The sequence below is a fragment of the Aureimonas sp. ME7 genome (assembly GCF_903970965.1).
Lineage (GTDB): Bacteria > Pseudomonadota > Alphaproteobacteria > Rhizobiales > Rhizobiaceae > Aureimonas.
Genome location: NZ_CAJCKW010000002.1, coordinates 40,091 through 53,678, shown reverse-complemented (window position 1 = coordinate 53,678; position 13,588 = coordinate 40,091). Strand labels below are relative to the sequence as shown.

At 63.8% G+C, this 13,588-nt stretch carries 12 protein-coding genes; 10 read left to right on the top strand and 2 right to left on the bottom strand.

Annotated elements, in window-relative coordinates:
• Positions 1-31 precede the first annotated feature (31 nt).
• From frr to lpxB, 10 genes are all read left to right on the top strand, one after another.
• On the top strand, positions 32-589 hold the full coding sequence (gene frr, locus H7A85_RS03605) for a ribosome recycling factor (RefSeq protein ID WP_182084546.1): 558 nt from the start codon (positions 32-34) through the stop codon (positions 587-589).
• Positions 590-638: 49 nt separating this feature from the next.
• Entirely contained in the window at positions 639-1,367 is a 729-nt protein-coding gene (locus tag H7A85_RS03600) for an isoprenyl transferase (RefSeq protein ID WP_182084545.1), read from the top strand.
• A gap of 3 nt (positions 1,368-1,370) precedes the next feature.
• On the top strand, positions 1,371-2,222 hold the full coding sequence (locus H7A85_RS03595) for a phosphatidate cytidylyltransferase (RefSeq protein ID WP_182084544.1): 852 nt from the start codon (positions 1,371-1,373) through the stop codon (positions 2,220-2,222).
• Positions 2,223-2,292: 70 nt separating this feature from the next.
• Complete coding sequence (rseP, locus tag H7A85_RS03590; protein ID WP_244630917.1) at positions 2,293-3,426, top strand: RIP metalloprotease RseP; 1,134 nt, start codon at positions 2,293-2,295, stop codon at positions 3,424-3,426.
• Between the two features lie 199 nt (positions 3,427-3,625).
• Positions 3,626-6,046, top strand: a complete 2,421-nt coding sequence (bamA, locus tag H7A85_RS03585; RefSeq protein ID WP_182084543.1) for an outer membrane protein assembly factor BamA — start codon at positions 3,626-3,628, stop codon at positions 6,044-6,046.
• 28 nt (positions 6,047-6,074) lie between these two features.
• On the top strand, positions 6,075-7,142 hold the full coding sequence (lpxD, locus tag H7A85_RS03580) for a UDP-3-O-(3-hydroxymyristoyl)glucosamine N-acyltransferase (RefSeq protein WP_182084542.1): 1,068 nt from the start codon (positions 6,075-6,077) through the stop codon (positions 7,140-7,142).
• The gene (fabZ, locus tag H7A85_RS03575; RefSeq protein ID WP_280514901.1) at positions 7,114-7,584 is read left to right on the top strand and encodes a 3-hydroxyacyl-ACP dehydratase FabZ; all 471 of its coding nucleotides are present in this window, start codon (positions 7,114-7,116) and stop codon (positions 7,582-7,584) included. The genes lpxD and fabZ overlap by 29 nt, the downstream gene beginning before the upstream one ends.
• Before the next feature lie 2 nt (positions 7,585-7,586).
• Positions 7,587-8,393, top strand: coding sequence for an acyl-ACP--UDP-N-acetylglucosamine O-acyltransferase (gene lpxA / locus H7A85_RS03570; RefSeq protein ID WP_182084541.1), 807 nt, complete (start codon positions 7,587-7,589; stop codon positions 8,391-8,393).
• A 17-nt stretch (positions 8,394-8,410) separates the two neighbouring features.
• Positions 8,411-9,274 (top strand): UDP-2,3-diacylglucosamine diphosphatase LpxI, encoded by an 864-nt coding sequence (lpxI, locus tag H7A85_RS03565; RefSeq protein WP_182084540.1) that lies wholly within the window; start codon positions 8,411-8,413, stop codon positions 9,272-9,274.
• Positions 9,271-10,458: a lipid-A-disaccharide synthase gene (gene lpxB, locus H7A85_RS03560; RefSeq protein WP_182084539.1), complete on the top strand. Its 1,188-nt coding sequence runs from the start codon at positions 9,271-9,273 to the stop codon at positions 10,456-10,458. The genes lpxI and lpxB overlap by 4 nt, the downstream gene beginning before the upstream one ends.
• 3 nt (positions 10,459-10,461) lie before the next feature.
• Here the strand turns inward: lpxB and gltA are convergent, their stop codons facing one another.
• Positions 10,462-11,751, bottom strand: a complete 1,290-nt coding sequence (gltA, locus tag H7A85_RS03555; protein WP_182084538.1) for a citrate synthase — start codon at positions 11,749-11,751, stop codon at positions 10,462-10,464.
• A gap of 139 nt (positions 11,752-11,890) precedes the next feature.
• On the bottom strand, positions 11,891-13,312 hold the full coding sequence (gene gltX, locus H7A85_RS03550; protein WP_182084537.1) for a glutamate--tRNA ligase: 1,422 nt from the start codon (positions 13,310-13,312) through the stop codon (positions 11,891-11,893).
• Positions 13,313-13,588: the final 276 nt, after the last annotated feature.

Here is a 13,588-nt window from a genome sequence, read left to right as displayed (position 1 = left end):
TTCGTATTCTTACCGTATGAAAGGGGCTGACATGGCCGTTCTCGATCTCAATGAACTGAAGCGCCGCATGGACGGTGCGGTCACGTCGTTCAAGGGCGATCTTGCCGGCCTTCGCACCGGCCGGGCCTCGGCCAACCTTCTCGATCCGATCGTCGTAGCGGCCTACGGCTCCACCATGCCGCTGTCCCAGGTCGCCAACGTGTCCGTTCCCGAGCCGCGCATGGTCGCCGTCTCGGTCTGGGACAAGTCGATGGTGGGCGCGGTCGAGCGCGCGATCCGCGAAAGCAGCCTCGGCCTCAATCCGATCACCGACGGCACGACCCTTCGCATTCCCTTGCCCGAGCTCAACGAGCAGCGCCGCAAGGAGCTCGTGAAGGTTGCCCATACCTATGGTGAGAACGCGCGGGTCGCCGCCCGCCACGTCCGCCGGGACGGGATGGAAACCTTGAAGAAGTCCGAAAAGGACGGCGACATCAGCCAGGACGACAGCCGGGTGATGTCGGAAAAGGTGCAGAAGATGACCGACGAGACGATCGTCGAGATCGACAAGGCGCTCTCCGTAAAGGAAGCGGAAATCATGCAGGTCTAGGCTGATCGGGTTTTGACCGGCAGCGACGGCTTTAGGGCGGGCAGGGACGATGGCTGACAACGTGCGGCATCCTCGACATGTCGCCATCATCATGGATGGCAACGGACGGTGGGCCAAGGAACGTGGCCTTCCCCGCACGATGGGGCATCGGCGCGGCGTCGAGGCCGTGCGCCAGGCCGTCCGCACGGCGCGCGAACTCAACATCGAGTATCTGACGCTCTTCGCCTTCTCGTCCGAGAACTGGCGCCGGCCGGCGGACGAGGTGGGAGAGCTTCTACGCCTCCTGAAGTTCTTCATCCGCCGCGATCTCGCGGATCTGCACCGCGAAGGCGTTCGGGTCCGCGTCATCGGCGAGCGCGAGGGGCTGCCGGCCGACGTTCGCAACCTTCTCGAAGAAGCCGAGCAGTTGACGATCGCCAACGATCGCAACACGCTCCTGATCGCCTTCAACTACGGCGCACGGGACGAGATCGCCCGGGCCATGCGACGCATTGCCGAGAAGCTCGTCAGCGGCGAGACGAGCGTCGAATCGGTTACGCCCGAACTCCTCGACGCGCATCTCGACACGGCCGGTATTCCGGACCCCGACCTCATCATCCGCACCAGCGGCGAGCTGCGCCTTTCCAATTTCCTCCTCTGGCAGGCGGCCTATTCCGAATTCTCCTTCATCCCGTGCTACTGGCCGGATTTCGATGGCAAGGTGTTCGCCGAAGCCGTTCGCGAATACTCGATGCGGGATCGGCGTTTCGGCGGCTTGAGCCGCGAGATCGCGTCCTAGCGGATGGGTCTTGGGCTCGGACGCCTCGCTTCCAGCGCATCCTGGACGGATCTGAGGTCCAGGCTCATTTCCGCCTTGGTGCTAGGCATCGCCGTTCTCTTGCTGACGGCGATCGGCGGTGTGGCATTTCGGCTTCTGTGCTGCGCCACCAGCGTCATCGTGTTCGACGAATGGGCGCGAATGACGCGGGCCAAGCGGGCAGGCGATATCTATCTCTTCGCCTGGCGCGCGCTCTTCGTCGGTCTTGCCGCGTTCTTCTTCGGTTTCCATGCCGTCGCCGTTGGCGTGGTCGTGCTTTCACTCGCTTTCATCGCCATCGTCGATCGAGGCGAGCGCAAGGCCGACTGGGTCATGGGCGGGCTGTTCTATGCGGCACTGGCGGGCATCGCACCGGGCCTCCTGCGCGAGGACGGGGCCGAGGGCTTGGCCGTTCTCGGATTGGTGATCTGCGTCGTCTGGGCAACCGATGTATTTGCGTACTTCTCCGGGCGAATCGTCGGTGGCCCGAAGCTGATGCCGCTGGTTTCCCCGAAGAAGACGATCTCGGGCGCGATCGGCGGGCTGGCCGCGGGTGTGGCTTGCGGGGCCGTGTTCTCCATCTGGCTCGTCGGTTCGGTCAGCGCGATCACCCTGGTTCTCTGTGTTCTCCTGTCTGTTCTCGGGCAAGCGGGCGATCTCTACGAGTCGTGGGTGAAGCGGCGGTTCGGCGTGAAGGATTCCGGCCGGCTGATCCCTGGCCATGGCGGCCTGATGGATCGGATCGACGCGTTGATCTTTGCCACCGGTGCCGCCTGGATCTTCGGAATGCTCGTGGCGGGGGCCGATCATCCGGCCAGGGCCTTCTTCCGCCTTTGACGGGCACGAGATACGTTCGACATCGTGGGCCCGACCCCACGCATCTCCTCAAGCATATGGAGAGTTCAGTTTGGAAACCTGGCTGACGACCCTTTGGGACTCCGCTCTCATCCGCGTCGTGCCGTTCCTTTTCGTGCTCACCGTCATCGTGTTCTTCCACGAGCTCGGGCACTACCTCGTCGGTCGGTGGTCGGGCATCCGCATCCTCGCCTTTTCCGTCGGCTTCGGGCCTGAACTTCTTGGCTTCACCGACCGCCGTGGAACGCGCTGGAAGCTTTGCGCCATTCCTCTCGGGGGCTACGTCAAGTTCTTCGGAGACGAGAACGCCGCCAGCGTTCCCGACCAAGCCGCGCTCAAGCGGATGTCGCCGGTGGAACGCAGCGGCGCCTTTCACACCGCCAGCGTTTCGAGGCGGGCCGCAACCGTCGCGGCCGGTCCGATCGCGAACTTCATCCTCGCCGTCGCGATCTTCGCAGGCACGGCCTATGCCACGGGCATCGTGGTCGGCGACCCGATCGTTTCGGAGGTGCGTCCCGGGTCGCCCGCCGAGGCGGCGGGCGTCCTGCCGGGTGATCGGGTCGTTCGAGCCGACGGGACGACGATCCGCTATTTCAGCGACTTCCAGCGCTACGTCTCGCAGCGCGCGGGCGTGCCGATCGCGGTGGAGGTCGAGCGACAGGGTCAACCCGTCGCGCTGACGATCACGCCGCAGGAGCAGACGCAGAAGGACGGTTTCGGCAACGAGTTTCGAACGGCCGTGATCGGCGTCGTCGCCAATGCGGAAGAGGGCGCGTTCCGAACGCAGGAGCTCGGTCCGCTGGAAGCGTTGCAGTATGGCACGTCGCAGACGTGGTTCGTCACCAAGAGCACCGTGGATTTCGTCGGCGGAATCTTCCGGGGGTCGCAGCCGACCGATCAGATCGGAGGCCCGATCCGCATCGCGCAGGTATCGAGCCAAGTCGCGACCCTGGGCTTCGCGCCGCTTCTCAATCTCGCCGCGCTCCTGTCGGTCTCGATCGGCCTCCTGAACCTTTTGCCCATCCCAATGCTCGATGGAGGACATCTCCTGTTCTACGCGGCCGAAGCGATCCGTGGAAAACCGCTCAGCGAACGCGTTCAGGAGTTCGGATTCAGGATAGGGCTCGCCCTCGTCCTGATGCTTATGGTATTCGCGTTCTGGAACGACCTGTCGAATCTCGTTTGACGGTCGGAGGGGACATCGAGGGGATTTGCGAAGCCTTAACCATGTCGGTGGCCTGCGTGGCCGCTCTGCAACGGTTTTCCGATTCCTAAACGGAATCCCGCCACTTTGGTTGAACGCGTCCGCAAAGCCGATAGAAACGCACGAGTATGCCGAGCTTGGTCAGCGTGCCGTCGGCGGAATGAGAAAAGGTAGTAGCCCTATGAAGGCTGGATCGAAGCTTCTAAGCGCCGTATCGGCGGCTGCACTGTCGTCCACGGTCCTTGCCGCTTCGGTCGTTACTATTGAGCTTGTCAGCCTGTCCGAGGCTGGAGCAGCGGTGGTCAACCGCATCGAGGTGCGCGGCAATCAGCGCGTCGATGCCGAGACGGTCCGCAACATCGTTCAGATTCGCACCGGGCAGAACGCCTCGGACGCCGATGTCGACGCGGCGGTGACGCGGCTGTTCGCGACCGGCCTCTTCTCTGATGTTCGCGCTCGGCAGTCCGGCGGAACGCTGGTGGTCGAAGTCGACGAGAACCAGATCGTCGGCGAGGTGGTCTTCCAGGGCAACAACAAGATCAAGAACGAGCAGCTGGCCGCCTCGGTCCAGACCGCGACGCGCGAGCCCTACAACGCCTCCACCGCGCAGGCCGACGTCGAGGCGATCCGCGCCGCGTATACCCGCATCGGCCGCTCCGATGCCGTCGTGTCGGTTCGCACCATTCCGGCCGAGGGCAACCGCGTCAACGTCGTCTTCGACATCCAGGAAGGCGACCGCACCAAGATCGAGAGCATCAATTTCGTCGGCAACAACGCGTTCGGCGACGGGCGGCTGAAGGAAGTCATCTCGCTGCGCGAGTCCGGCATCTTCAGCTTCCTGCAGCGCAACGACATCTACGACGAGGATCGGCTGCGCGCCGACGAGGAAACGCTGCGCCGCTTCTACTACAATCGCGGCTATGCCGACTTCCGCATCGTGTCCTCGGTGGCCGAGCTCGACGCCTCGAAGAACCAGTACTTCGTCACCATCACGGTCGATGAGGGCGAGCGCTACACCTACGGCAACATCAACATCGATTCGACGGTTCCGGGCATCGACGGCGAGGAGCTTCGCAAGGAGCTCAAGACGCGCACCGGCGATGTCTACAGCGCCGAACAGATCGAGGACTCGCTCGTCGAGCTGACGAATGCGGTGGCCAACCGTGGCTACGCCTTCGCGCAGGTGACTCCGCGCGGCGACCGCGACTTCGCCAACAACACGATCTCCATCGACTACGTCATCGACCAGGGCCCGCGCGCCTATGTCGAGCGGATCGAGGTGCGCGGCAACACCAAGACACGCGACTACGTCATCCGACGCGAGTTCGACGTGTCGGAAGGCGACGCGTTCAATCAGGTTCTGGTGCAGCGCGCCAAGAAGCGCCTCGAATCGCTTCGCTTCTTCAAGACCGTCAACGTCTCGACCGCGCCCGGCAGCCAGCCGGACCGTGTCGTCGTGGTCGTGCAGGTCGACGAGCAGTCCACCGGCGAATTCTCGGTCGGCGGCGGCTACACGACGGGCGGCGAGAACTCCGGTCCGGTGGCGGAAGTCAGCGTGACTGAGCGCAACTTCCTCGGTCGCGGTCAGTTCGTGAAGGTTTCGGCTGGCTTCGGCGAGGAAACCCGCAGCTACAACCTGTCCTTCACCGAGCCGTACTTCCTCGGCCGTCGCTTGGCCGCCGGCTTCGACATCTATCGGACGGAAAATTCGTCGTCCTCGGCCTACGACATCACGCGCACGGGCGGCGCCTTGCGTCTGGCGGCGCCGATCACCGAGGATCTGACGGCCCAGATCGCCTACAACTACAAGGAAGAAACCTTCGGCGACGACAAGGGCGGCATCTACCAGTACGACGCCAATGGCCTGCCGATCGTCGTCAACGGCGTGCCGGTTCAGTTCAACTGCTCGAACTCGCCGACCCCGCCGCTCTACACGCTTTCGTCGATCATCAACGAGGCGATCTGCGACAGCCCGTACTCGACCTCGTCGGTCTCCTACGCGCTCACCTACAACACGCTGGACAACCAGCAGGACCCGCGCAACGGCATCTTCGCGCAGGTCGGCCAGGAAGTGGCAGGCCTCGGCGGCGATGCGAGCTTCATCCGCACCACGGCTCGTGCCTCTTGGTTCAGCCTCCTTTCGGAAGAATACGATCTGATCGGTCAGGTGAGCGGTGGTGGTGGCAACGTGTCGGCGCTCGGCGACGATCTGCGCGTGTTCGACAACTTCTTCAAGGGCCAGGACATCGTTCGCGGCTTCAAGTATCAGGGCCTCGGACCGCGCCAGAACGGCGTGGCGATCGGCGGTACGAACTACGTGAACGCTTCCGCGGAAGCGACATTCCCGCTGCCGCTGGTGTCGCGTGACTTCGGCTTCCGTGGCGCGGCCTTCGCCGACGCCGGTTCGCTCTGGGGTCTCGACAACACCGAAGGTCAGCTCGGTATCGAAGGCGAAGACTTCGCGCTCCGCGCTTCTGCCGGTGTCGGTCTGATCTGGGCCTCGCCCTTCGGCCCGCTGCGCGTCAACTACGCCGTGCCGCTGGCCAAGGAAGACTACGACCGGACGCAGGAGTTCTCCTTCGGGTTCTCCTCGCGCTTCTGATCCCCGTCGGTACGCCGTAAGGCTGGGTATGAGCACGACATTTTTCCAGCTCGGCGAGGGGATCACCCTCGCCGAGCTTTCCCTTGCATGCGGCGCGAGCGTTGCGTCCGATAGCGGGTCGCGCATAGTGCGCGCGATCGCATCGCTCGAATCGGCCGGTCCCGACGACCTCAGCTTCTTCGACAATCCGAAGTATCGCGATGCGTTGGCGGCAACGCGCGCGGGCGCGATCGTCGTTTCCGAGCGATACTCGGCGTGGCTGCCGGAAGGTGTTCCTGCCGTTGTTGCCCGAAACCCGGGGCTTGCCTTCGCGCTGGCTGGGCGCCTTCTTCATCCGGACGCGGTCGCACCGGCGTCGTCTTGGACGGCAGGTCATCGATCGACGGAGACCTCCATTCACCCGACGGCCGTCCTGGAAGACGGTGTCACGGTCGAGCCGTTTTGCATCGTCGGGCCGAATGTCTCCATCGGGCGCGGGACCGTTGTGTCCGGCGGCGCCCATATCGGCGCGGGTTGCCGGATCGGTCGGGACTGCCGGATCGGTCCGAGCGTTAGCCTGCAGCACGCACTGATCGGCAACGGCGTCATCCTGCATCCCGGCGTGCGAATCGGTCAGGACGGATTCGGCTACGTGCCGGGTCCTGCCGGGTTGGTGAAGCAGGTGCAGGTCGGGCGCGTCATCATTCAGGACTATGTCGAGATCGGCGCCAATTCCACCGTGGATCGCGGTGCCGTACGCGATACCGTGATCGGTGAGGGCACCAAGATCGACAACCTCGTCCAAATCGCCCACAACGTGGTGATCGGGCGGCATTGCGTCATCGTGGGCCAGGTCGGAATCGCGGGCAGCGTGACGATCGGCAACGGCGTGGCGATCGGTGGTCAGACGGGCTTCAACGGCCATGTCAGCGTCGGGGATGGCGCCCAGATCGCGGCGGTCAGCGTCGTGACAGGCGATGTGCCGGCGGGAGCCCGGTGGGGCGGGGTGCCGGCGAGACCAATCAGGGAATGGCTGCGCGAGATGACGTATCTGCGCAACCTGTCAAAGGGTAAGCGAGGAGCGAGCGGTGAGCACGGCGGAAACGACAACGCTTGATAGCGTCGACATTCTGAAGATCATGCAGCTCCTGCCGCATCGCTATCCCTTCCTGATGGTCGACCGGATCGTCGATATCGACGGGGACCGAAAGGCGAGGGGCCTGAAGAACGTCACCGCGAACGAACCCCATTTCCAGGGGCATTTCCCGGACTATCCGGTCATGCCCGGTGTCCTCATCATCGAAGGCATGGCTCAGACGGCCGGAGCGATCTGCCAAAAGGCGACGGGTGGGGATTCGACCTCGATCGTGTATTTCATGACGATTGACAACGCCAAGTTCCGCAAGCCCGTGGTGCCCGGCGATCTTCTCGAATATCACGTCACGCAGACCAAGAAGCGCGGCAACATCTGGCGCTTCGATTGCCTCGCCGTGGTCGACGATGCGAAGGTCGCGGAAGCGACGATCAGCGCCATGCTCGTCGCTGCGTCCGAGAAGTGACGATGGCGGCGTATCGCGTTCATCCTTCTTCGATCGTGGAAGACGGTGCCCGGATCGGCGACGATTGCGAGATCGGCCCTTTTTGCCACATCGGCCCCTCCGTGGTGCTGGGCCCCGGGGCACGGTTGAAGTCGCATGTCGTTTTGGCGGGCAACACTACGATCGGCGACGGCGCGCGAATCCATCCCTTCGCCTCGATCGGCACCGAACCTCAGCATCTCAAGTATCTTGGTGAGGACACCCGTCTCGTCATCGGTCGGAACTGCCTGATCCGCGAACATGTGACGATGAATGCCGGCACCGTGCAGGGGCGCTCGGAAACGACGGTCGGCGACAATTGCGCCTTCTTCACCGGTGCCCACGTCGCGCACGACTGTGTTTTGGGCGACAACGTCACGCTGATCAACCACGTCATGCTGGCCGGCCATTGCACGGTCGGAGATTTCGCGACGATCGCGGGCGGTTCGGGCATCCACCAGTTCACCCGCATCGGCCATCATGCCTATGTCGGCGGGTTGGCGGCGGTCGAGGGCGATGTCATTCCGTTCGGCATGGTGCTTGGCAACCGGGCCTATCTCAGCGGGCTCAACGTCATCGGCATGAAGCGTGCGGGCTTCAATCGCGACGCCATCCGCAACGTCCGGAAGGCCTATCGCATGCTGTTCTCGGATGACACGACGTTCCGCGAGAACCTGGACGAGGTGGAGGCGGAGTATCCGAACGACCCCTTGGTTCAGGACCTTCTGGGTTTCGTGCGCTCGGGCGGCGATCGCGCGATCTGCTTCCCCCGCAGCGTCCGGCCGAACTGACACTCGGTCGCCCTAAGATGATCGAAGCGGGCGCGCCGATCGGTATCATTGCCGGGGGCGGCGAACTGCCGCATCTCGTCGTGGCGGCCGCGCGAAGCGCCGGCTACGCGCCTTTTGTCGTCGCGATTGCGGACGGACGGAACGCTGATTGGGGCGTATCGCCGGTCTCCTCGCTTCCTTGGTCTAAGACGGGCGAGGTCTTTCCTCTTCTGGCGCGGCGGGGGATCCGTCACGTCGTTTTCTGCGGCACGATCTCGGCCCGGCCGGATTATCGATCACTCACTCCCAGCCTTCGCACGCTGCGACTGCTACCCGAAATCCTGAAGATGCTTCGAGGGGGCGATGACAGCCTTTTACGAGGCGTCGCAAGCCTTTTCGAACGCCGTGGGATCGAGGTTCTGCCGGTTCAAGCGGTACTCCGCGATGCCCTGATGCCGCACGGCGTCTTGACGAGGCGAACACCCACCGACACGGAAAGGCTCGCGGTCGAACGTGCTGCCGATGCGGCGCGGCAAATCGGGCGGATGGATATCGGTCAGGCGGTGGTCGCCTCCGCCGACCGTGTCATCGCGGTGGAGGGGATCGAAGGAACCTCCGCGATGCTCCGGCGTGTCGCCGAGCTTCGCCAGGCAAAGCGGATCGGCCAGCGCGAGGCCTGCGTCCTCTTCAAGGCGTTTAAGCCGCAACAGGACGAACGATTCGATCTTCCCAGCATCGGCCACGAAACGGTCCTACAGGCGACCGAAGCGGGTTTGGCGGGCGTAGGCCTGACGGCAGGTCGGTCTCTCCTGATCGATCCCGCTCGGATCGTCGACGATGCCGATCGTGCGGGTCTCTTCGTTCTAGGTGTCGCCGATCCGACGGAAGGGGGCTTGCAATGAAGATCGCGTTTCTCGTGGGCGAGGAATCGGCTGATCGAATCGGCGCCGACGTGCTGAAGCATTTGCGCGAGCAATCCGCGGCCGAGATCGAGGCGATCGGCCTCGGCGGCACGGCGATGCGAGAACAAGGTCTGGAAAGCCTCTTCGATATCGAGGAGCTCTCGATCATCGGCGTCGGCGCCATCGTCGCGCGGCTGCCGAGCCTGCTGGGTCGCTTGCGACAGACCGTCCGCTATCTTGTTGCCCAGCGCCCCGACGTGATCGTGACTATCGACAGCTTCACCTTTACCAACCGGGTGGCGCTCAAGGTGCGCAAGGCGCTGCCAAGTGCGCGGATCGTCAATATCGTGCCGCCAGCCATCTGGGCCTATCGCCCGAAGAGGGCGGAACAGCTTGCCCTGGCTGTCGATCGAAGCCTGTGCCTGTTCCCGTTCGAACCGGAGGCCATGCAGCGATATGGTGGGCCGCCCGCCACCTATATCGGCCATCCGCTGATGTCGGAGCCGCATCTCCGTCGCATCATGGAGAAACGGAGCGAGCCAGCGGACAGATCGGCGAGATCGCCTCGGCTTCTGATCCTGCCGGGTTCGCGACGTGGCGAGATCCATCGCCTGATGGACGATTTCGGGCGGACCTTTGCGGAGCTGAAGTCGCGCGTGCCTGCGGTTGAAGCGGTGCTACCCGCCGTGCCCCGGGTTCGGGCGCTGATCGAGGACAAGCTTCGGCAATGGCCTGTTCAGCCGACGCTTCTCGACGGGGAGGATGCGAAGTGGGAGGCCTTCGCAACGAGCGATGCCGCCTTGGCAGCGTCCGGAACCGTCGCTCTCGAACTCGCACTGGCTGATGTTCCGATGGTGCTTGCCTACCGTCTCGACCCCTTGTCCTATCAGCTTCGCCACTTGATGACCGGCTGGACGGCGGCGTTGCCGAACTTCATCGCCGGCCACCCGCTGGTGCCGGAGCATTTCCACGACATGGTCGTCCCGGAAATGCTGGCGCGAAAGCTCGAGCGGCTCTTGGCGCCGAAGCCGGAACGCGCCGCGCAGCTTGCCGGATTTCGCGACATCCGCGAGCGCATGCTCGTGCCCGAACCGCCGGGAGAAGCCGCAGCTCGCATCATTCTTCAGATGGCCGATGAAGCGCAAACGGGCGCCGAAGCGCCCGTTGTTGGTCGGTCGAGCTGAGGATCAGCCCCGGCTGTCGAGCGACGCGTATTCGCGCTGCGCGGCGCCTGTATAAAGCTGGCGCGGGCGTCCGATCCGCTGATGCGGGTCCTCGATCATCTCCTTCCACTGCGCGATCCAACCGACCGTGCGCGCGACGGCGAAGAGAACGGTAAACATCGTCGTCGGGAAGCCGAGCGCCTTCAACGTGATGCCGGAATAGAAATCGACGTTCGGGTAGAGTTTCTTCTCCACGAAATACGGATCGTGCAGTGCGATCTGCTCGAGCTCCATCGCGACTTCGAGGAGCGGATCGTCCTTGATACCGAGCTCGGTCAGAACCTCGTGGCAGGTCTGCTGCATGATTTTCGCGCGCGGGTCGTAGTTCTTGTAGACCCGGTGGCCGAAGCCCATCAGACGGAACGGATCGTTCTTGTCCTTCGCGCGGGCGATGAACTCGGGGATGCGATCCTTCGTGCCGATCTCGGCCAGCATGTTGAGCGCGGCTTCGTTGGCGCCGCCGTGGGCCGGGCCCCAGAGACAGGCGATGCCGGCCGCGATGCAGGCGAAGGGGTTGGCACCGGACGAGCCGGCCAGACGCACGGTCGATGTCGAGGCGTTCTGCTCGTGATCGGCGTGGAGGGTGAAGATTCGGTCCATGGCGCGCGCCAGAACCGGATTGATCTGGTACGGCTCGCAAGGAACGGCGAAGCACATGTGCAGGAAGTTTTCCGCGTAGGACAGGTCGTTGCGCGGATAAACGAAGGGCTGGCCGATGTGGTACTTGTAGGCCATGGCCGCCAACGTCGGCGTTTTCGCGATCATGCGGATCGACGCCACCATCCGCTGATGCGGGTCGGTGATGTCGGTCGAGTCATGATAGAAGGCTGACAGGGCGCCGACCGAGCCGACCATCACGGCCATCGGGTGCGCGTCGCGGCGGAAACCCGTGTAGAAGCGGGACATCTGCTCGTGCACCATCGTGTGCCGCGTCACCCGGTAGGTGAAGTCCGACATCTCTGTCCTGGTCGGCAATTCGCCGTACAGAAGCAGGTAGCAGGTCTCAAGGAAGTTTCCCTGTTCCGCCAACTGGTCGATCGGATAGCCGCGATGCAGGAGGACGCCCTCGTCGCCATCGATATAGGTGATCTTGGACTCGCACGACGCGGTGGACGTGAAGCCCGGATCGTAGGTGAACAGGCCTGTGTTCTTGTAAAGGGACGCGATGTCCACGACGTCGGGGCCGATCGTCCCCTGGCGGAGCGCCAGTTCCGTTTCCTTCGCCCCCAGGGACAGTTTCGCGGCTTCGGTCATGCGTTACCCCTTCTAAAAAGGCCTCGAAACAGGGCTTCGAGGAGCTGGTCCGCCGATCGAGCGCGAGGCGCCCGTGGCATCGATTTCGAGTCCGATTTATTGCACCGCAACCGCCGGAAAGCCAGCGGCAGCGGCATGGTCATGCCGCCTGATCGCGCAGTCTGTCCAAGCTTTCCTCACGCCCGACGACATCGAGAACGTCGAAGACGCCGGGCGATGTGGATCGGCCGGTCATGGCTGCGCGTAAGGGTTGGGCAATCTTGCCGAGCTTGAGACCCTTCGCCTCGGCAAATTTCCGAACGACCGCTTCCACGCTCTCGGCCGACCAGTCGGATACACCTTCCAGGGACGGCAAAAGCTCACGAATGACGTCGCGCCCGCCCGAGTTCAGAATTTCGGCCGCCTTGTCGTCGAGCGCGAGGGGGCGCGATGCGAAGAGGTAACTGGCACTATCCGTCAGTTCCACCAGCGTCTTGGCCCGCTCCTTGAGGCCCGGCATCGCCCTCTGGAGCTTCGATCGCTCGGGGTTTTCGGAAGCGTCCGCGAGGATCGAGCCGTTCGGCAGGTATGGCTGTGCCGAAAACAGGGTGTCTACCAGCGCTTCGTCGTCCATCGCGCGGATCCAGTGGCCGTTGACGGCGTCGAGCTTGGCGAAGTCGAAGCGCGCCGCGCCTTTGTTGATGTCGTCGATATCGAACCAGGCGATCATGTCTTCGGGCGAGATGATCTCCTCGTCGCCGTGGCTCCAGCCCAAGCGCACCAAATAGTTTCGCAAGGCGACCGGAAGATAGCCCATCTCCCGATACGCCTCGACGCCGAGCGCACCGTGCCGTTTCGACAACTTGGCGCCGTCCGCTCCATGGATCAGAGGGATATGGGCGAACACGGGGATATCCCAGCCCATCGCGTCGTAGATCATGGTCTGGCGTCCGGCATTGGTCAGATGATCGTCGCCGCGAATGATATGCGTCACGCCCATGTCGTGGTCGTCCACGACGACGGCATGCATGTAGGTCGGCGTTCCGTCGGAGCGCAGGAGGATGAAGTCGTCGAGATCCTTGTTGGGGAACCGAACGTCGCCTTGAACGCGGTCACGCACCAGCGTCTCGCCCTCCAACGGCGCGCGAATGCGAATCACGGGCTTCACGCCCACCGGCGCTTCCGCCGGATCGCGGTCGCGCCAGCGGCCGTCGTAGCGGGGAGGGCGCTTTTCCGCCTTGGCCTTCTCGCGCATCTCGTCGAGTTCGGCAGGCGTCGCATAGCAGTAGTACGCACGTCCCGCGGCGACGAGTTCCTCGGCGACCTCGCGATGGCGTGCGGCCCGTTCGAACTGGGAAACGGGTGGTTCGTCCGCTTCGAGGCCCAGCCAGCGAAGACCTTCGATGATCGCGTCCACCGCCGCGTCGGTGGAGCGCTCTCGATCGGTATCCTCGATACGAAGCAGCATCCGGCCGCCCATCTTGCGGGCATACAGCCAGTTGAAGAGCGCCGTGCGTGCTCCGCCGATATGAAGATATCCGGTGGGAGACGGGGCGAACCGTGTCACGACGCGGTCGGTCATCGAACGTCCTTGAATATGCGAGGTCTTCGGATCCCGGCTCGCCGAACGGAAGCGGGGTATAAGCGGAGCGCGCACGAAGAGCCTGACTGTCTTTTCCGCCGCGTTGTGTAGCATAGGGCGCCGGCGAGACAAGCGAAGCGAAAAGGGTGGAGACGATACCCAGTCAGTCGATCCCCGGATCTCGCGATACCGTCGCAGGCGGTTGGGGCGATTCCGTTCGCTTTGCGCTCCTCGTGTTTCAAAGTTGGACGGCAAGACAGATCGAGCTCGAACGGC

Coding starts and splice junctions, on each gene's coding strand:
- frr (WP_182084546.1), top strand. CDS start 32: ATGGCCGTTCTCGATCTCAATGAACTGAAGCGCCGCATGGACGGTGCG.
- H7A85_RS03600 (WP_182084545.1), top strand. CDS start 639: ATGGCTGACAACGTGCGGCATCCTCGACATGTCGCCATCATCATGGAT.
- H7A85_RS03595 (WP_182084544.1), top strand. CDS start 1,371: ATGGGTCTTGGGCTCGGACGCCTCGCTTCCAGCGCATCCTGGACGGAT.
- bamA (WP_182084543.1), top strand. CDS start 3,626: ATGAAGGCTGGATCGAAGCTTCTAAGCGCCGTATCGGCGGCTGCACTG.
- lpxD (WP_182084542.1), top strand. CDS start 6,075: ATGAGCACGACATTTTTCCAGCTCGGCGAGGGGATCACCCTCGCCGAG.
- lpxA (WP_182084541.1), top strand. CDS start 7,587: ATGGCGGCGTATCGCGTTCATCCTTCTTCGATCGTGGAAGACGGTGCC.
- lpxI (WP_182084540.1), top strand. CDS start 8,411: ATGATCGAAGCGGGCGCGCCGATCGGTATCATTGCCGGGGGCGGCGAA.
- lpxB (WP_182084539.1), top strand. CDS start 9,271: ATGAAGATCGCGTTTCTCGTGGGCGAGGAATCGGCTGATCGAATCGGC.
- gltA (WP_182084538.1), bottom strand. CDS start 11,751: ATGACCGAAGCCGCGAAACTGTCCCTGGGGGCGAAGGAAACGGAACTG.
- gltX (WP_182084537.1), bottom strand. CDS start 13,312: ATGACCGACCGCGTCGTGACACGGTTCGCCCCGTCTCCCACCGGATAT.